The 17,300-nt window shown below is 70.4% G+C and carries 18 protein-coding genes and 1 pseudogene; 7 read left to right on the top strand and 12 right to left on the bottom strand.

What is annotated here, in order from left to right; all coding sequences use genetic code 11:
• Positions 1 to 94 precede the first annotated feature (94 nt).
• The 5 genes from ABTU92_RS06890 to ABTU92_RS06870 all read left to right on the top strand — a co-directional run bounded on the left by ABTU92_RS06890 (position 95) and on the right by ABTU92_RS06870 (position 5,181).
• Positions 95 to 1,072, top strand: coding sequence for a dihydroorotate dehydrogenase electron transfer subunit (locus ABTU92_RS06890; RefSeq protein WP_408088962.1), 978 nt, complete (start codon positions 95 to 97; stop codon positions 1,070 to 1,072).
• The gene (locus ABTU92_RS06885; RefSeq protein WP_408088960.1) at positions 1,066 to 2,070 is read left to right on the top strand and encodes a dihydroorotate dehydrogenase; all 1,005 of its coding nucleotides are present in this window, start codon (positions 1,066 to 1,068) and stop codon (positions 2,068 to 2,070) included. The genes ABTU92_RS06890 and ABTU92_RS06885 overlap by 7 nt, the downstream gene beginning before the upstream one ends.
• Before the next feature lie 43 nt (positions 2,071 to 2,113).
• Positions 2,114 to 3,397, top strand: coding sequence for a hydantoinase/carbamoylase family amidase (locus tag ABTU92_RS06880; RefSeq protein WP_408088958.1), 1,284 nt, complete (start codon positions 2,114 to 2,116; stop codon positions 3,395 to 3,397).
• 259 nt (positions 3,398 to 3,656) lie between these two features.
• Positions 3,657 to 4,442: an orotate phosphoribosyltransferase gene (locus tag ABTU92_RS06875; protein WP_111355768.1), complete on the top strand. Its 786-nt coding sequence runs from the start codon at positions 3,657 to 3,659 to the stop codon at positions 4,440 to 4,442.
• A gap of 37 nt (positions 4,443 to 4,479) precedes the next feature.
• On the top strand, positions 4,480 to 5,181 hold the full coding sequence (locus tag ABTU92_RS06870) for an HAD hydrolase-like protein (protein ID WP_408088956.1): 702 nt from the start codon (positions 4,480 to 4,482) through the stop codon (positions 5,179 to 5,181).
• A gap of 24 nt (positions 5,182 to 5,205) precedes the next feature.
• Here the strand turns inward: ABTU92_RS06870 and ABTU92_RS06865 are convergent, their stop codons facing one another.
• Entirely contained in the window at positions 5,206 to 6,111 is a 906-nt protein-coding gene (locus tag ABTU92_RS06865) for a hypothetical protein (RefSeq protein ID WP_408088954.1), read from the bottom strand.
• 229 nt (positions 6,112 to 6,340) lie between these two features.
• Here ABTU92_RS06865 and ABTU92_RS06860 point away from each other — a divergent pair, with 229 nt between their 5' ends.
• On the top strand, positions 6,341 to 6,859 hold the full coding sequence (locus tag ABTU92_RS06860) for a Spy/CpxP family protein refolding chaperone (RefSeq protein WP_408088952.1): 519 nt from the start codon (positions 6,341 to 6,343) through the stop codon (positions 6,857 to 6,859).
• Positions 6,860 to 7,184: 325 nt separating this feature from the next.
• Here the strand turns inward: ABTU92_RS06860 and ABTU92_RS06855 are convergent, their stop codons facing one another.
• The 7 genes from ABTU92_RS06855 to ABTU92_RS06825 form a co-directional block, all read right to left on the bottom strand.
• On the bottom strand, positions 7,185 to 7,469 hold the full coding sequence (locus ABTU92_RS06855) for an HlyU family transcriptional regulator (protein ID WP_408088950.1): 285 nt from the start codon (positions 7,467 to 7,469) through the stop codon (positions 7,185 to 7,187).
• A gap of 131 nt (positions 7,470 to 7,600) precedes the next feature.
• A complete protein-coding gene (locus ABTU92_RS06850) occupies positions 7,601 to 7,846 on the bottom strand; it encodes a hypothetical protein (protein WP_408088948.1) in 246 nt (81 codons plus the stop codon).
• 218 nt (positions 7,847 to 8,064) lie between these two features.
• The gene (locus tag ABTU92_RS06845; RefSeq protein ID WP_408088946.1) at positions 8,065 to 9,111 is read right to left on the bottom strand and encodes a histidine kinase dimerization/phosphoacceptor domain -containing protein; all 1,047 of its coding nucleotides are present in this window, start codon (positions 9,109 to 9,111) and stop codon (positions 8,065 to 8,067) included.
• 3 nt (positions 9,112 to 9,114) lie between these two features.
• On the bottom strand, positions 9,115 to 9,528 hold the full coding sequence (locus tag ABTU92_RS06840; protein WP_111355789.1) for a response regulator: 414 nt from the start codon (positions 9,526 to 9,528) through the stop codon (positions 9,115 to 9,117).
• A gap of 29 nt (positions 9,529 to 9,557) precedes the next feature.
• Positions 9,558 to 11,063, bottom strand: coding sequence for a sensor histidine kinase (locus tag ABTU92_RS06835; protein WP_408088944.1), 1,506 nt, complete (start codon positions 11,061 to 11,063; stop codon positions 9,558 to 9,560).
• A 155-nt stretch (positions 11,064 to 11,218) separates the two neighbouring features.
• Positions 11,219 to 11,818 (bottom strand): Uma2 family endonuclease, encoded by a 600-nt coding sequence (locus ABTU92_RS06830; RefSeq protein WP_408088942.1) that lies wholly within the window; start codon positions 11,816 to 11,818, stop codon positions 11,219 to 11,221.
• Positions 11,819 to 11,895: 77 nt separating this feature from the next.
• Positions 11,896 to 12,723, bottom strand: coding sequence for a lytic murein transglycosylase (locus ABTU92_RS06825; protein ID WP_408088998.1), 828 nt, complete (start codon positions 12,721 to 12,723; stop codon positions 11,896 to 11,898).
• Positions 12,724 to 12,972: 249 nt separating this feature from the next.
• Here ABTU92_RS06825 and ABTU92_RS06820 point away from each other — a divergent pair, with 249 nt between their 5' ends.
• Complete coding sequence (locus ABTU92_RS06820; protein ID WP_408088940.1) at positions 12,973 to 13,266, top strand: DUF1330 domain-containing protein; 294 nt, start codon at positions 12,973 to 12,975, stop codon at positions 13,264 to 13,266.
• A gap of 129 nt (positions 13,267 to 13,395) precedes the next feature.
• Here the strand turns inward: ABTU92_RS06820 and ABTU92_RS06815 are convergent, their stop codons facing one another.
• The 4 genes and pseudogenes from ABTU92_RS06815 to rpoD form a co-directional block, all read right to left on the bottom strand.
• Positions 13,396 to 14,466, bottom strand: a complete 1,071-nt coding sequence (locus ABTU92_RS06815; RefSeq protein ID WP_408088938.1) for a hypothetical protein — start codon at positions 14,464 to 14,466, stop codon at positions 13,396 to 13,398.
• A gap of 829 nt (positions 14,467 to 15,295) precedes the next feature.
• Positions 15,296 to 15,466, bottom strand: a pseudogene (locus tag ABTU92_RS06810) (DUF5615 family PIN-like protein); the annotation flags it as partial.
• Positions 15,463 to 15,693 (bottom strand): DUF433 domain-containing protein, encoded by a 231-nt coding sequence (locus ABTU92_RS06805; RefSeq protein WP_408088936.1) that lies wholly within the window; start codon positions 15,691 to 15,693, stop codon positions 15,463 to 15,465. The gene ABTU92_RS06805 and the pseudogene ABTU92_RS06810, both read right to left, overlap by 4 nt.
• A gap of 225 nt (positions 15,694 to 15,918) precedes the next feature.
• The coding region (rpoD, locus tag ABTU92_RS06800) for an RNA polymerase sigma factor RpoD (RefSeq protein WP_408088934.1) at positions 15,919 to 17,300 on the bottom strand (1,382 nt) is incomplete at its 5' end.

The following is a 17,300-nucleotide window of genomic DNA, read 5'->3' as shown; positions in this document are numbered from 1 at the left end:
ACGATCACCGGCCCGCGGCGGCCGAAACGATTCGAGCGATCCGGCCAGGCGATCGGGCACCCGCCCGCCGCCACCCGGATCCGGAAAGGGCGGAATGGGCCAGACCATCAGCTTCAAGCCGATGCGCCGCGGCGCGACCCCGCAAGGCACGATGGGGCAAGCCTCCGGCGCGCCGGGGGCTGGCGCACCGGCCGCCGGCACGGCAGACTCCGGCATGCCGCACACCACCACTCTCGGCCCGAGCCCCGCATCCGGCGCCGCCCACGGCGCGGCTCCGGCGGTCGCCGACGTGCTCGGCGTCGTCGTCTCGCATGTCTGGCTGAACGACGAGTACCGTCACCTGGTGCTGGAGGCGCCCGATCCGGCGCCGCTCGCCAAGGCCGGCCAGTTCTTCAATCTCGAATGCCCGCACACGGCCGAGGACAAGCCGTTCCTGCGCCGGCCGATGAGCCTCTACGGCGCCGACCCGGCGCGCGGCCGCGTCGAGTTCCTCTACAAGGTCACGGGCGTCGGCACCCGGGCGCTCGCCTCGATCAAGGTCGGCCGCACCATGCGGCTGCTCGGGCCGCTCGGCGTCGGCTTCTCGATTCCGGAGAGCGCGAAAAACATCGTCGTGCTCGGCCGCGGCGTCGGCCTCGCCACGCTCGCGCCGCTCGCCGAGGCGGCGGCCGCGCAAGGCGTCGGCGTCACGGCGATCCTGTCGGCCCGCAGCCCCGCGACCGTGATGTCGGCCGAGCGCTTCGCCGCGGTCGGCGCGTCGGTGCGCATCGTGCTGGACACCGATGGCACGAGCGATCCGGCCAATGTCGAGGCGATCCTTCGCGACGCCGCCGCGGCGGGCCGTGCCGACGCCTTCTACACCTGCGGCTCCAACCGGCTGATGCTCCTGATGCAGCGGGTCGGCCGCGAGCTGAGCATTCCCGGCGAGGTCGCGCTCGAGCAGCAGATGGCCTGCGGGCTCGGCATGTGCTTCTGCTGCGTCCGCAACTTCTCGGTCGACGGCGCCGTCGAGGCGCGCCGCGTCTGCACCGAGGGTCCGGTGTTCCCGCTCGCCGAGGCGATGTCATGGTAGGCCCGGCCACGCCCCACGGCGCCGGCCCGGGCACCGACACCGGTCTCGGCCCCGGCCAGACGATCGACCAGACGGTCCGCATCGGCAGCCTGACGCTGCGCAACGCCGTGATGCCGGCCTCCGGCACCTTCGCGGAAAATCTCGGCGCAGTCGTGCCGTTCGAGGCGCTCGGCGCGCTGGTGACGAAGACCGTGACGCCGCAGCTGCGCGGCGGCAACCCGACGCCGCGCGTCTGCGAGGTCGGACAGGGAATGCTCAACTCGATCGGCATCCCGAGCAAGGGCCTCGATCATTTCGTCGCGGAGACGCTGCCACTCTATCGCGACGTGCCGACCCCGCTGGTCGTCAGCGTCTCGGCGCTCTCGGCCGACGCCTTCGCCGACGCGGTGAAACGGCTCGACGTGCCCGGCGTCGCGGCGATCGAGGCGAACATCTCGTGCCCGAACATCGAGGAGGACGGCAAGGCCTTCGCGATGGACCCGCGGCCGACCGCGCTGGTGGTCGAGAAGATGCGGCGCGCCACGGCGCTGCCGCTGTGGGTGAAGCTGTCGCCCAACACGGGTGACATCGCGAGCGTCGCCCGCGCCGCCGAGGCGGCCGGCGCCGATGCCGTCGTCGTCGCCAACACGATCCTCGCCATGTCGATCGATATCGAGACGATGCGGCCGCGGCTCGGCAACGTGATGGGCGGGCTCTCCGGCCCCGCCATCAAGCCGATCGCGGTGCGGATGGTGTGGCAATGCGCCCGCGCCGTCAAAATCCCGGTGATCGGCTGCGGCGGCATCTCTACGGCCGCCGATGCGGTCGAGTTCATGCTGGCCGGCGCCACGGCCGTCCAGGTCGGCACCGCTACCTTCGTGCGCCCGACCGCGATGCTCACCGTGATCGACGGTCTCGTCGACTACTGCCGGCGAAAAGGATTCCCGCGCGTCGCCGCGCTCACCGGCGCGATCCACGACTCGGATCTGACGGTCGACACCCACGAGGCCGCCTCGTGATCACGACCGCCGCCGTTCTGATGACATCACACGAGATCGTCCCATGAGTGACGCCGCCGTGGTCCGCCTGCCCGAGCCGCTCCGCCTGCGCGACATCGCGCGTGATCTGTTCGATACGTTGCGCGAGGCGACGTTCGATGGCGTCGGCATCACGCGCGAGTGCTACGACGCCGGCGAGAACGCCGCGATGGCGGTGTTTCGCGAGGCCGCCGAGCGGCACGGCCTCAAGGTGAAGATCGACGCGGCGCAGAACATGATCGTCTCGCTGCCCGGCGACGACGGCACGAAGCCGGCGCTGCTGCTCGCCTCGCATGCCGACTCGGTGCCGCAGGGCGGCAATTTCGACGGCGGCGCCGGCGTCGTCGCCGCACTGCTGACGCTGATCCGCATCGCCGCCGAGGGCACGCGCCCGCCCGTGCCGGTGCGCGCCATGGTGCTGCGCGGCGAGGAGAGCGCCTTCTACGGCCGCGCCAATGTCGGCTCGCGCCTCCTGTTCGGCACGCTCGACCCGAAGGACATGGAGGCGAAGCGCCGCGGCACCGGCCGCACGCTGCGCGAGACGCTCGACGCCGCCGGTATCGACACGGCGGCGGCCGCCGCCGGCCGCCGGATGATCGACGCCGCGACCGTCAAAGCCTATGTCGAGCTGCACATCGAGCAGGGCCCGGTGATGCTGGCGCGAAAGTTCCCGACCGCCGTCGTCACCGGCATCCGCGGCAATCTGCGCCACCGCTCGATCATGTGCCGCGGCGAGGCGGGCCATTCCGGCACGGTGCCGCGCTGGCTGCGGCGCGACGCCGTGTTCGCCGTCGCCGATCTCATCATGCGGCTCGACGAGCACTGGATGCGGCTCCTGGAGCGCGGCCTCGATCTCGTCGTCACGGCCGGCGTAATCGGCACCGATCCGAACGAGCACGCGATCAGCCGCATTCCCGGCGAGGTCGCCTTCTCGTTCGAGGTGCGCAGCCAGAGCTTCGAGACGCTGGAGGCGTTCTACGAGCTGTTCCGCTCGGAGTGCCGCGCCGTCTCCGATCTGCGTCACGTCAAGTTCGAGTTCGACGACCGAGTCTATGCCGAGCCCGCCCGCATGGACGAGGCTCTGGTGCGCAAGCTCGTCGCGGCGTCCGACAAGCTCGGCCTGCCGACCGAGACGCTCGCCTCCGGCGCCGGCCACGACGCGGCGGTGTTCGCCAATGCCGGCATTCCCTCCGCCATGATCTTCGTGCGCAACGCCAACGGCTCGCACAACCCGGCCGAGGCCATGGACCTCGACGACTTCATGCAGGGCGTCGAGCTGATGCACGCCTTCGCGGTCGAAGGGCCGTGATCGCGAACGGCCGACCATCGGTTGCGAGACCCGCCTCGGCGCGAGTGGCGCGGCGGCCGGCGACGCCGCGCAGCCGCCCTGCGGCGCCGGGCCTCCTCGCGAAAATGTCTGGAGAACTTGGGGAAACCGGAATTCCTGAAGGGGCCGAGTCGCTTGACCGGCCCGGCGCATGGCGCGATAAGAGCCGAGTCGCGCTCATGCTCGAGACTGAACTCGACGCCGGCAGCCACGGCTGACCGGCGGTTTTCGCGCGCGGCTCATGACGGTGCCAGAGACGGAGGACCCCGTGAGCACGTTTTCCCCCCCGACCGAGAAGCGCGTGATCGCCCAGCAGACCGCCAAGATGCTGCTGGAGATCAAGGCGATCCAGTTCAATGCGGCGCAGCCCTTCGTGTTCACGTCGGGGTGGGCGAGCCCGGTCTACGTCGACTGCCGCAAGATCATCTCCTATCCGCGGCTGCGCTCCGCCCTGATGGACTTCGCGGCCTCCACGATCCTCACCGAGGTCGGCTACGAGTCGATCGACAACATCGCGGGCGGCGAGACCGCCGGTATCCCGTTCGCTGCCTGGATCGCCGACAAGCTGATGCTGCCGATGCAGTACATCCGCAAGAAGGCGAAGGGCTTCGGCCGCAATGCCCAGATCGAGGGCGAGGTGGTGCCGGGCTCGCGCACCCTGCTGGTCGAGGATCTGGCCACCGACGGGCGCAGCAAGGTCAACTTCTGCAACGCGCTGCGCAAGGCCGGCGCCACGGTCGACCACTGCTTCGTGCTGTTCTACTACGACATCTTCCCGATGGTGTCGGGCAACATGCGCGACCTCGGCGTCGAACTGCATCACCTCGCCACCTGGCGCGACGTGCTGGAGGTCGCGACCGCCAGCGGTCATTTCGATCCCGGCGTGCTGCGCGAGGTGAAGGCGTTCCTGGAGGGGCCGTCGGAGTGGTCGGCCGCGCATGGCGGCATCTCCAACTTCGACAGCGATCCGGAGAAGGTCGGCACCGGTGCGGGAGGCCCCGCCTCCGGCGCCAGCGCCGCGGCGTGAGCCCCGTGACGATCCCGGTCCTGTCGGGCCGGCCCGCATGAGCGGGCCCGCCCCTGCCCCGCGCGGCACCGTGCTGTTGGATCTCGACGGGACCATCAGCGATCCGGCCGGCGGCGTCTACGCCTCGTTCCGCTTCGCGCTGGAGCAGATCGGCAAGCCGTGGCCGGACGGCGAGCCGCTCGCCTGGATCATCGGGCCGCCGCTGCGCGAGAGCTTCATGCTCCTGCTCGACGATCCCGAGAGGACGGCGCAGGCGCTGCAGCACTACCGCACCCACTACGCGGCCGGCGCCCTCTACGACAATCGCCTCTATCCCGGCATGGCGGAGGCGATCGCAGCGCTCGCCGACGACGGCTTCCGCCTCTACGTCGCCACCTCCAAGCTGGTCAGCTTCGCCGAGAAGATCGTCGCCCGCTTCGGGCTGGCGCCGCGTTTCGCGCGCGTCTACGGCTCGTCGCTCGACGGCCGCATCGACCAGAAGGGCGACATCATCGCGATGTGCCTGGGGACCGAGGACATCGACCCCGAAACCTGCATCATGGTCGGCGACCGCGAGCACGACGTGAACGGCGCCCGCGCCAACGGCCTCGACTGCATCGGCGTGACCTGGGGGTTCGGCGGCGCCGAGGAGCTCACGGCCGCGCAGGCCCTGACGCTGTGCGAGCGCCCGGCCGATCTGCCCGGACTGATCCGCCGGGTGATTGACGCCCGCCTCGCCCTGCTCCCCTCCGAAACCTGAATTCGGACCTCGGCTCCGTCGGCGTCAGCCGGCGGCCTCGCCGGGCAGCAGATCGCGCCCGGGGCGCGCCGCCGAAGCACGGATGCCGCCGGCGGCCCGGATCGGCAGCGGCTGCGGCGCGACCAGCGCCTCGAGCTGCCCCACGGGATACCCACCGGCCAGCATCAGCCGCCGATCGAGCGCGCGCATCACCAGGAGATCGAGCGGCATCACGGGCCGCTTCGCGGCGGCGCTGCCGGCCGCCAGCACGATCGTCGCCACCCGGTCGGCGAACCGCTCGTGCTCCTTCATGAAGGCCAGCATGTAGCCGCGGTAGCTCATGTCCGGCAGCCGATGCCCGATCGCCTGGATGCCGCGACGGGCGTGCTGAGTCGCCGGGGCGTAGACGGCGGGCGCGCAGGCGCAGGCGAAGCGGGTCAGCAGGCCCATCAGCGAGGCCGTTGTGATGCCGGCCCGCACGGCGTCGAAGTTGATCTCGTCGAGCCGGGCGAACGCCTCCGACGAGGGCATTGCCGCACTGCGAAAGGAAGGGCGCGCGACGTCGTCGAGAAAGCCCAGCAACTGGCGGCGCAGACCCGGGCCCAGGCGATCGTCCAGGCCGTGGAACACGAGCCAGCGATCGAACGTCCGCACCGTCAGCGGCGCGGCGGACCGCATCTCGGCCGAGAACGCCGCCTCGCCGGCGCGCCACGACGCCATGGCGGCGTACACCGACAGGTCGTCCAGATACCGCTGATCCCGCATCATACACCCTGGTTGCCGCGCGCATACATCGCCCGAGTGGCCCTCGGTGTGCTCGTCTCGCCAGCCGTGATCGTGTCGACGAACCCGCGCCTCGGCCTCGGCCGCAGGGGCGGCGTCGTAGAGCAAAGAGCTGAAGGCGAGCACCCGGAGAACGCGCTTGAACTTTCGCGCGACCCGATAACGCACGAGACGCCGTTCGGGTCCGTGCAAATCGACAGATCTCGCCGAATCCTGCTCCGGCCGCGACTTTTCTCACATGACGACACCTATTCTCACGCGCCGACAGCGATGAGGTCGGCATCGTCCGTCGGGCGGGGCCGATCGCGCGTCTGATCAGGACCTCCACCCCTTGACGCACGTCAACACGGTCGCGCGGCAGCGCGCGACACTCGCCATCGTAAGCAGGAGGTGTGTGATGACGACGAAGCGTTTCGTCGCAGCGACGGTCGGTCTCGGGCTGCTCGGGCTCTTGGTGACCCTCCCGGCCCCGGCGCAGACGCCCGCCTATCCGGAGCCGGTGCGCGGCGCCCGCGGCATGGTGCTGCTGCCCGGCGTGATGACAGGTCCGGGCACGCTCGGCACCGGCGGCATGCGCCGGCTGTGCGATCCGCGCTCGGTGGGCCTCACCCAGTGGCGGGTGACCTGGATCGAGCGGGTGATCAAGCCGACCGAGGCCCAGCAGAAGCCGCTGGAGGATCTCAAGGCCGCCTCGGCCAAGGCGGCGGACCTGTTCGCGACCGCGTGCCCGAAGCGCGCCCCGCGCCTGCAGGCCGCCCCCGAGCAGCTCGCCATGATGGAGAAGCGGCTCGACACCGCGATCCAGGCGCTGCGTCTGATGCGGCCGGCCTTCGACGCCTTCTACGCCTCGCTCGACACGACCCAGAAGGCCCGCATCGACGAACTCGGCCCGAAGCGCAGCGGCTGGCTGTGGTGAACGGCAATGGATTGCCGGCCTCGCCAGTGACGATCAGCCCCGTGTCCCGGGCGCGGCGCGATGCGTCGCGCACCCTTTCACCTCTCCCCTGCGGGGAGAGGTCGGGGTTCGCGCCGAAGGCGCGAAGTCCGGGTGAGGGGGTGCCGTGCTAACCAACTGGCGCTCTAACCTCTCACCCCGACGCGCAAGAGCGCGTCGAACCTCTCCCTCTGGGAGAGGGTCGGGGCCACGCCGATCACTCGCAGAGATTAAGACGCGGCTTGTCCGGGCACGCGCCGACAACTGGGAGGTTCTCCCGGTCAGCGACACTCGCACGGACGGGATGTCACTCGAAGATGCGGTCGCCTTGCAGGTCGACGATCTGGCGGGCCTTGGAGAGCGTGAAGCTCATCGCGTCGTCAAGTGCGGCGTGGCTGTCGGCACGGATGAAGCGGTGCTCCTTGCGAACCCCGCCGATCTCCTTCTCGATCACGCCGGCGGTCTGGTACTGGCCGTTGTTCTGGAACGGCTCGGCCCGGATCGTGTAGCCCTTGTACTCGACGGCCTCGCTGCGCGGGGCAGAAGCGGGCGCGGACGCACCCCCGCCGAACAGGGATTTCCAGAACGACATCTCGGATCACCGAAGCGCAAAATACCGGCGCGAGCTTAGCCCGCGCGCCGCGGCGCTGCAAACCGCGCCGAACCGATCGGTCGCGCCGGATCGACGGCGTCGCGTGGAGCCCCGTCAGTGGGCGCGCCGCGTTAGTGAGCGCGCCGCGTCTTGGCCTCGATCTCGAGCTGCTCGGCACGCCCGGTCGCGTTGCGCAGCGAGCCGTCCATGGCGAGGATCACGGCCAGCCAAGCGGTGACGAAGTTGGTGAAGAACAGCGCCAGGAAGGTGATCAGGCCGGCCGTCACCGAGACGTACGTCTCGACATAGTAGCTGATGCCGGCAGCCATCGCGGCGCCGATCAGGACGAACACGACATACAGGATCAGCGCCTTCATGGACGGTCTCCGCGGAGGTTCGAGGACGGGCGTTCCGGAGCGGAACGTGGATGCCGGAATCGGCCGGGCAGCGCGGCGGCAGCCGGACCGGAACTTACACGGGGCTTACGGCTGCCTCAACGGCAAACCAGATCGCAACCTCGCCGAGGCACAGCCATGCATGCGGCAGTGGGGCACTGCGGCGATCTTCGCCGCAGCGCAGCACGGCCGCATCCTGATCACACCTCGAACTCGAGGCTGACGCAGCAGCCGGCGGCCACCCCGGCCGGCGCCGGATAGGCGACCTCGGAGCCGAGCCCGCGCGCCATCGCGGCGACGATGCGGCTGCCCATTCCGGTGCCCTTCGCCGGCCCCTCGCCGCGCCAGCCGACCCCGTCGTCCTCGACCCGCAGCGCCGCCCGGCCGTCGTCGAGGGCATCGAAGCGCACCCGGATCTCGCCCCCGCGGTCGGCCGGATAGGCGTACTTGAAGGCGTTGGTGACCAGCTCGGTGACGACCACGCCGATCGACACGGCCTTGTCGGTCGGCACCCGCACCGGCGCGGCGGCGAGCCGGACCGTGGCGGCGTGGCCGGACGCCTTCATGGTCGCCTCGAGGTCGCCGAGCAGCGCGCCGAGATACTCGGAGATCTCGACCGAGCGCACGTCGCCGGACGTGTAGAGGCGACGATGCACGCCGGCGATCGCCATGATGCGGGCCTGCATCTCGCGCAGCGCCGCCTGGGCGGCCGGATCGGTGATCTCCTTGGCCTGCATGTGGACGAGCGCGGCGACCAGCGCGAGCGAGTTGGCGACGCGGTGATTCACCTCGTGCAGCAGCACCTCGGCCCGTTCCTTGGCCTCGCGCATCTCGCGCTCGGCACGGTCGCGGGCGGCGGCGAGCCGCGCCTTCTCGAGCGACTGCTCGATGGCGCTTTCGAGCAGGGCCAGGAACTCCTCGCCGACGCTCTTCGAGACGTAGTCGGCGGCCCCGGCCTTGAGGGCCGCGACCGCGACCGAGGTCTCGCCCGAGGCCGTGACATAGACGACCGGCGGCGGCTCCGGCAGCTCCTTCAGCCGCGCCAGCATGTCGAGCCCGGTGCCGGTCGGCAGGAAGTGGTCGAGCACGATCACCTGGATGCCGCCGCGGGCCAGCCGCGCGAAGCCCTCCTCGGCGGTGCTCACCCGCTCGACCGAATAGCCGCGCCGGCCGAGCGCCTTCTGCACCAGACGCGCGAGGCCCGGGTCGTCGTCGACATGCAGCACCGTGACGGGCGAGTTGGGCATGGATCAGTCGGTTTCCGGAACCTGCATCACCGCGAAGAACAGGCCGAGCTGGCGGATCGCGTTGGCGAAGCCTTCGTAGTTGACGGGCTTGGTGATGTACACGTTGGCGCCGAGGTCGTAGCAGCGCTGGATTTCTCGCGCGTCGTCGGTCGTGGTCAGCACCACCACGGGAGAGCGCCGCGTGTGCTGGTTGGACTTCAGCCGCTCCAGGATGTCGATGCCGGTCATGTCCGGCAGGTTGAGGTCGAGCAGCACGAGGAGCTGGCGCCCGGCGCTGACCTCGCCCGAGCCGTCCGGCCCGAGCAGGTAGTCGAGCGCCTCGGTGCCGTTGGTGAACGGCAGGATCTCGTTGTTGACGCCGGCGCGCCGGATGTTCTTCTCGATGAGGCGGGCGTGCCCCTCGTCGTCCTCGATCATCACGATCCGGACCGGCCTCGCGTTCTGGTTCACGTCCGTTCACTCCCGACGACGCGCGCGACCCGACGGAGGTCGCGCGGCAGGTTGATCTTCATGGTGGTGCCGCGCCCGACTTCGGACGCGAGCGTGATGTCGCCGCCCAGATTGCGCACCATGGCACGCACATGGGCGAGGCCGATGCCCTCGCCCGGCTGGTCCTGGGCGCCGGAGCGGCGGAACAGATCGAAGACGCGCTCGTGATCCTGCGCGGCGATGCCGCGGCCGTTGTCCTCGACCTCGACGACGATGCGCTGGCCGGGCTCAGGCTTCGCCCGGATCACGATGTGGATCGGCCTGTCGGGGCTGCGATACTTGACGGCGTTGTCGAGCAGGTTGCCGAACACCTGCTCGAGCGCCAGCCGGTCGGAGACGACGGACGGCAGGTCGGGCGACAGCGTCACCTCGCCGCCGGCCTCGACGACCTGATGGCGGATGCTCTCCGAGGCGGCCTCGAGCAGCGCGCCGAGCGCGATGGGCTCGGGCCGCAGCGTGCGGCGCCCCTCGCGCGAGAGCTTCAGGATCGCGTTGATCAGCCCGTCCATCTTGCGGGTGGAGGAGCGGATGAAGCCGAGCGCCTCCGGCGCGTCCTCGGTCGCCGCGAGCCGCGCCTCGGCGGCGACCGGGTCGTCGTCGGGGACGCCGGCCTTCTCGATCCAGCCGCGGATCGCGCCGAGGCCCGCCTCCAGCTCGCTGGTGAAGCCCATGATGTTGACGAGCGGCGCCCGCAGGTCGTGGGTGACGATGTAGGCGAAGCGCTGGATCTCGTCGTTGGCGCGGCCGAGATCGGCGGTGCGCTCGGCGACGCGCTGCTCCAGGCTGGCGTTGAGCGTCTCGACCTCCTGGCGGGCCGCGACGAGCTGGCGCGTGTAGGCGATCGCCATCCAGGCGGCGCCGCCGACCACGACGACGATGACGAGGGCGCCCAGGATCGTCACCCAGTACAGCGCCCCGATGGTCTTGGCCTGGCGCGCGACGGCGTCGCCGATGCGATCCTCGGCGCCCCGGATCAGGCGGTCGAAGATGCCGCGCGCCTCCTCCATCAGGAGGCGCCCGCGGTCCGACTTGACGATCGCCACCGCCTCGTCGCGCCGGCCGGATCGCACCAGCGCGATCGTCTCCTGCATCTCGGCGGTCTTTGCCGCGATGATTTCGCCCAGGCGGGCGACCGGGGCGGCGAGCGCCGGGTCGCCGGCGAGACGCTCGCGGACCCGCTCGATCTGGTCGGCGAGCTTGCGGCGCGCCTCCTCGTAGGGCGCGAGATACGGTTCCTCGGCGGTCAGCAGGAAGCCGCGCTGGCCGGTCTCGGTGTCCTGCAAAAGGCTGCGCAGGTCGACCAGCGCGGCGCGCTGCTGGCGCACCGCGACCGACAGGTCGGAATACACCCGGGTGTCGGCCACCAGCCACAGCGTGGTGACCACGATCGCGAGCAGGGCCGCCAGCCCGACCAGCAACGCGGCGACGGTCGAGCGGATCAGGGCGAGCTTGGAGATCGGCATGCGAGCGTTTTCGGCGGTCCGGCGCCGCCGAGACGGCAATCCCGGACATATAGGGTGTTCTACGCAGCGCGCCCAGCCCGGAGGGCCGGCGAAAACCGTGGCCCCGCCCCTTTTCAAGGCACGGCTAAGGCGTTGACGCTATTTTAATACCGGCGTCAGACGAGCGGCAGGTCGCGCAGCCGCAGGTCGAGCGCCGGGGCGAAGCCGAGCCGCAGCGGCTCGTCCGGGCCGATCGTGACCTTCTCGCGAAAGCCTTCCGGCCCCGGGCTGCGGTGGACGTGGGTGACGAGCCCGTCGGCCTCGATCACCAGGACCTCCCGGATCCCGAACGCCGCATAGAGCCGGGCCTTGCGACCGAGGTCGTAGACGAGGCTCGAGTCCGACACCTCGACGGCGGCCAGCGCCGTCTCGGCCGAGAGGTTGGCCAACCCGTCGGCACGGCGGAAGAAGACGAAGTCCGGCTCCAGGAAGGTGTCGGGATCGAGCCGAAAGGTGGTCTCCTGGGCGACAGCGAGATCACCGGGCAGGCGCGGCACCCAGTACAATGCGAGACTGACCTTGATCCGCTCGTGGCGGAGCCCCTTCGGGGACATCGGCACCACCTCCCCGCCGATCAGCTCGAAGCGCTCGTCCTCGGCGATGACGCCGGCCTTCACCATCGCCTCGATCTCGGCGACGCTCCAGCGCCGGCGCATCAGGCCTTCGGCGGCCTGCGTCGTGAGCGGCAGATCGGGTGGGCGGAGAACCTCGTTCATGAGGTGATGCTAGCACGACGGGCAGCGGCCCGGAACGTCGCGCGCCACGCGCCGGCCACGGTGCCGCATCGCTGGCTTCACTCGGTCAGGCGCTCGGCGAACAGGTGCATGGTCTTGCGGTAGATGACCGAGCGGTTCCACTCGCGCATCACCTCGAAGTTCTGGGTGCCCTCGCCGAAAGGCGCGCCGGGCTGCCAGCCGTTGACCTTGAGGAGATTGGCCGTCGAGGCGAGCACGTCGGGCACGCTGTGGCGCAGGTCGACATGGCCGTTGCCGTCGTAGTCGACGCCGTACTTGATGTAGGAGGACGGCAGGAACTGGGTCTGGCCGAGCTCGCCCGCGAAGGCGCCGATCATGTCGCGCAGCGGCAGGTCGCCGCGCTGGACGATCTTCAGCGCCGCCATCAGCTCGCCCTGGAACAGCTCGGTGCGGCGGCAGTCGTGCGCCAGCGTCGCGATGGTGCGGATCACCGGCAGCTTGCCCATGTCGCCGGTGCCGTTGTCGCTCTCCAGCGTCCAGATCGCCATCAGGAGCTCCTTGGGCACCCCGAACTGGCGCTCGACGCGGCCGAGCAGCGCCGCGTGCTTCTGCAGCAGCGTGCGGGCGCGCTTGACGCGGGCCGGCACGACGCGGGTGGCGGCATACTCCTCGAAGCTCTTCTTGAAGGTGTAGCGCTGGCGGCGATCGAAGGCGAGGACGGCCGGATCGGCCGTGACGCCGGCGAAGGCCTGGTCGATCACGGCGCGCGACACGCCCTGCGCCTGCGCCTCGCGCCCGATCGCGGCCAGGAACGTGTCGAAGTCGCCGCCGCACTGCGCGGCGCGGGCGGGCGCCACGGCGAGAAGGCTCGCCAGGAGGAGACCGGAGAAAGCGACGAGACAGGCGCGCGCCGCGCGGCGCGCCATAGATTTCGCAAAGGCCATTCCGGTCCCCGTGTCGATCGATGCCGCGACGAGAGTGACACGCGGGTGCGGCGGGGAAAAGGCGGGGTCTCCGGGACGGTCCCGACGCCGCGGCCCGCCCCCTTGCGCCCGGGTCGCGGCAGATCCGCGGGCCGCCCCGCTGCTTGGCGGCGGATGATGTCCTAAGGTTTCGCTCGGGACGGCGGCGCGCCGCGCCGCCCCCCGCGAGGCGTCTCGAGCAACGGAGCCACCATGCCGAAGGGCTACTGGGTCACCACCTATCGTTCGATCAAGGATCCCGCCAAGGTCGCCGCCTATGCGGCGCTCGCCGGCCCGGTGATGACCGAGCACGGCTGCCGCTATCTGTGCCGCGGCCCGGCCGCCGTCGCGCACGAGCAGGGCGTCAAGGAGCGCGTCGTCGTCGGCGAGTTCCCGAGCCTCGCCGCCGCGATCGCCTGCCACGACAGCCCCGGATACCAGAAGGCGCTCAAGGTGCTGGCCGACGGCGCCGTGCGCGACATGCGCTTCGTCGAAGGGGTGGAGTGAGTCGAAGGCGTGGAGTGACATGACATCGCCGGAGCTTCGGGCGAGCACGCGCCCGAAGCTCCGCAGGCTGATCCATCGCGGCCGGCGCGGCCACCCGGTTGCCCGGTCGCGCTCCGGGAGTGCGTCCACTCAGCTGGTCGGCACCGCGCCGGCCCGGCCGTGCAGGGTCGCCGCGGCGAGCGCCGCGGTGGCGCGCTGCGACAGGTCGGCGAAGACCGGCACCGCCGCCTTGCCGGCCGGTCGCGGCCGATCGAACATCGGCAGCACGTGTCGCAGCGCCGCCTTCACGTCGATCCCGAGCCCCAGCGGGAACTCCGGATTGGTGCTGTGCCAGGCGCGCGGCACCGTGTAGTCGGCCTCCAGGTCGGGGCGGGAGTTCAACGCGCCGAACCAGTCCCACTGGCCGATCACGTCGAGGACCTGCCGGAACGGCGGCGGCATGCCGATCTTGGCGCTGACCGTGACGATGCGGAGGCGGCGGGCGAGCGCCGCCGTCAGCGCCTCCTGGTCGGGGTCGGTCGCCAGCGCATACAGCGCCTCGGAGATGACGAGGTTGCCCTTGGAATGGCCGATCAGCAGCGCGGGCTGGAAGCGCGGGTCGGACAAGAGCGCGACGACCGTGCGGGTGTCCTTGCTGGTGCGCGCCCACACGGCGCCGCTCGACAGCTCGGCGGCGTGCTCGGAGCGGGTGAACAGCTTGGTGGCCGCGTCGAGCGGCTCGAACAGATGACGGATGCTGTTCAGCGTGCCGAACCAGAAGTAGCCGCCGAGCGCCTCGGTCATCACGTCGGCGAGGCCGTAGCCGGAGACGACGGCGGCGACCGGCGCCTCCAGCACGTCGGCGACGTTGCGGGCGAAGGCCGCCGCGCCGAGCGCCGAGCTGCCGACGCCGGCGACCGCCAGGGCCGCGACCGGCACGCCGGCCGCGAAGAACGCCTCGGGCTCGAGGAACACCTGGAGCGCCCCCTGCCCGCTCGGCGGCACCAGCACGATCGCGCCCTCGCGCGCCAGCCAGAAGGCGAGGCGGGGCGTCTCCTCCGGCGTGATGGCGCCGACGTCGTAGAACGCCGCGTCGATCGCGGCGTTGCGGCGCTGGAGCGTGTCGAGAGCGATGGAGCGGACGGGATTGTCGGCGAATTTTTCCGGGAACGCGGCGGCGCGCCGCACCTGCACGCCGGCAAGCGTCGAAAGCGTCTGCATGCGGACCTCCCAGGATTGCAGCACCGCAGTGTCCTGCAATCTTGCGGTGCACACCAGCGGGGAGGCCACGCCGGGCGGCCGACGCGCGGCAATGTGATGAGGCGGAGGTGAGGGCGTGCAGGGGATGCGATGACGGGGCGTCGTCGCGGAGACGGGATTCTCGGATCGCGCGGTTTCGATGCGGGAGATTGTCAGGATCGAAGTTGGCCGCGAGAACGGACAGCAGCTCCACGAGCGTCGATGCGGCAACTCCCGAAGGCTTGCTGTTCTGCTGCGTCGCCTCGGCGGAGGCCTCGTGTCCCGGACGCGGCGTCGCCGAGATGAAGTTCACGCCGTCCGATAGCCTGCCGGCGACCACCTCGCCGCGCGCCTTGATCCAATCGGCCGCACGTTCGAGGTTCGTCTCGGTCGCGAGCTTGTCGTAGAGATCGTCGACCTGATCACGTTCGGCGTCGAGCGCCGCGCGGGCCGATGCGGCGACGATCGAATTCTGCTTCGCCAGCTCGTAGCCCGGAGGGAGCGGAGCGACATCCGGGGGCTTTCGGCGCGGCCGGGCTCGTCGCTCCCGGCCTTCGCTGCGTTCAGCCCGGGCTACGATGTCTCGCCCGGGGCAACTATGCTCAGCCCGGGCCGCGCCGTTCGGGGCCAGCCGCCTGCGAGCCTCGCTCAGTAGATCTCCAGGCAGGCGGCCTCGGGATCCGCGGCGAACGCGGCGATCGCTCCGGCATGGCGGCGCAGCAGAGCCTCGGTCGCGACGGTCGGCTGGTTGCCGGTGCGCAACCCAGATCACCTTGGGCGGCGGTCCCTCGAGCGCGGCCAGCTCGGCGAAGTCGGCGTCGAGGGAGACGAGAACGAACCCGTTCGCCTTCGCATGCTCCCAGACGCAACGATCATCCGCCTGCGCCAGGCCGAGCGCACCGACATGCTCGGAGCCGGGAAACAGGTCGGTGAGCAGCCGGCAGAGCTTGAACGACAGGTTCTGATCGAGCAGCAGCCTCATCGGGCGGCGGTCACGACGCGCCGCTCACGGTCGGCCGCATAGGCGAGTGCGGCGCGGATGTCCGCCTCGGTCAGCTCGGGGTAGTCGCTCAGGATCTCGGCATGCGACACGCCGGCGGCGAGCCATCCCAGAATGTCCGCCACGGCGATGCGCATGCCGCGGATGCACGGGCGTCCGCCGCGCTTGCCCGGCTCGATCGTCACGATGTCGCGGTAGGTGCCGGTCATCCCTCACGCTCCGCCGTCGTCCGCCTGGGCAAATACGGTCTCGCGCCGCCCCGGATCGACAACACGCTCTCGTCGGGTGGGCAAAACGAAGCGTGCCCACCGAAGCTCGTCACGCCCACCCGGACCGCGTGGGCACGGCGCGTGCCACGCCTTTGCCGACCCTACGGCCTGTCGCCGTGGCGGAATACGCTTCGCTATTCCGCCCTACCGCCGACGACGACCTGATCAGTTGTCCAGGAAGCTCCGCAGCTTCCGGCTCCGCGACGGGTGCTTGAGCTTGCGCAGCGCCTTGGCCTCGATCTGACGAATGCGTTCGCGCGTGACGGAGAACTGCTGGCCGACCTCTTCCAGCGTGTGGTCCGTGTTCATGCCGATGCCGAAGCGCATGCGCAGCACGCGCTCTTCACGCGGCGTGAGAGACGCCAGCACGCGCGTCGTCGTCTCGCGCAGGTTGCTCTGGATGGCCGCGTCGATCGGAAGAATCGCGTTCTTGTCCTCGATGAAGTCGCCGAGATGCGAATCCTCCTCGTCGCCGATCGGCGTTTCGAGCGAGATCGGCTCCTTGGCGATCTTGAGAACTTTTCGGACCTTCTCCAGCGGCATGCCGAGCTTCTCGGCGAGCTCCTCCGGGGTCGGCTCGCGGCCGATCTCGTGCAGCATCTGGCGGCTCGTGCGGACGATCTTGTTGATCGTCTCGATCATGTGGACCGGGATGCGGATGGTGCGCGCCTGGTCGGCGATCGAGCGGGTGATCGCCTGCCGGATCCACCATGTCGCGTAGGTCGAGAACTTGTAGCCGCGCCGGTACTCGAACTTGTCGACCGCCTTCATCAGGCCGATATTGCCCTCCTGGATCAGATCCAGGAACTGCAGGCCGCGGTTGGTGTACTTCTTGGCGATCGAGATGACGAGACGCAGGTTCGCCTCGACCATCTCCTTCTTGGCCTGACGCGCCTCGCGCTCGCCCTTCTGCACCATCTGGACGATGCGGCGGAACTCGAGGATCTCGAGGCCGGTCTCGGCGGCGAGGTTCTGGATGTCGCCGCGCATCTCCTTGATGCGGTCCTTCTCCTTGGCGACGAGGTTCTTCCAGCCGCGCGCCGACAGCTTCGACACGCGGTTGAGCCAGCGCGGATCGAGCTCGGAGCCCTGGTAGTTGCGCAGGAAGTCCTCGCGCTGCACGCCGTGGCTCTCGGCGAGCCGCATCAGGCGGCCCTCGTAGCCGACGAGGCGCTTGTTGATGTCGTAGAGCTGCTCGACCAGCGAGTCGATGCGGGCCTGGTTGAGGCGCAGCGACTTAACCTCGGCGATCAGCTCCTCCTTCAGCTTCTTGTACTTGCGCTCCTGGGCCGGGGAGAGCGATTCGTTCTTGAGCTTGGACTCGACGTTCTGGTCCTGGAGCCGGCGCAGCTTCTTGTAGGTGTCGGCGACGATGTCGAAGGTCTCGAGCACCTTGGGCTTCAGCTCGGCCTCGATGGCGGCGAGCGACATGGAGCCTTCCATGTCGTCCTCGTCCATCTCGGCGTCCGGCATCGGACCGTCGCCGCCCTCCTCGTCGTCGCCAGGGGCCGGGCGCTGCGGCGCGCGCGCCGCGGGCTTGGCGGCCG

It is taken from the genome of Rhodoplanes sp. SY1 (assembly GCF_046000175.1).
Lineage (GTDB): Bacteria > Pseudomonadota > Alphaproteobacteria > Rhizobiales > Xanthobacteraceae > Rhodoplanes.
The sequence above is the reverse complement of the archived record's forward strand: the minus strand, read 5'-3'. Positions and strand labels throughout refer to the sequence as shown.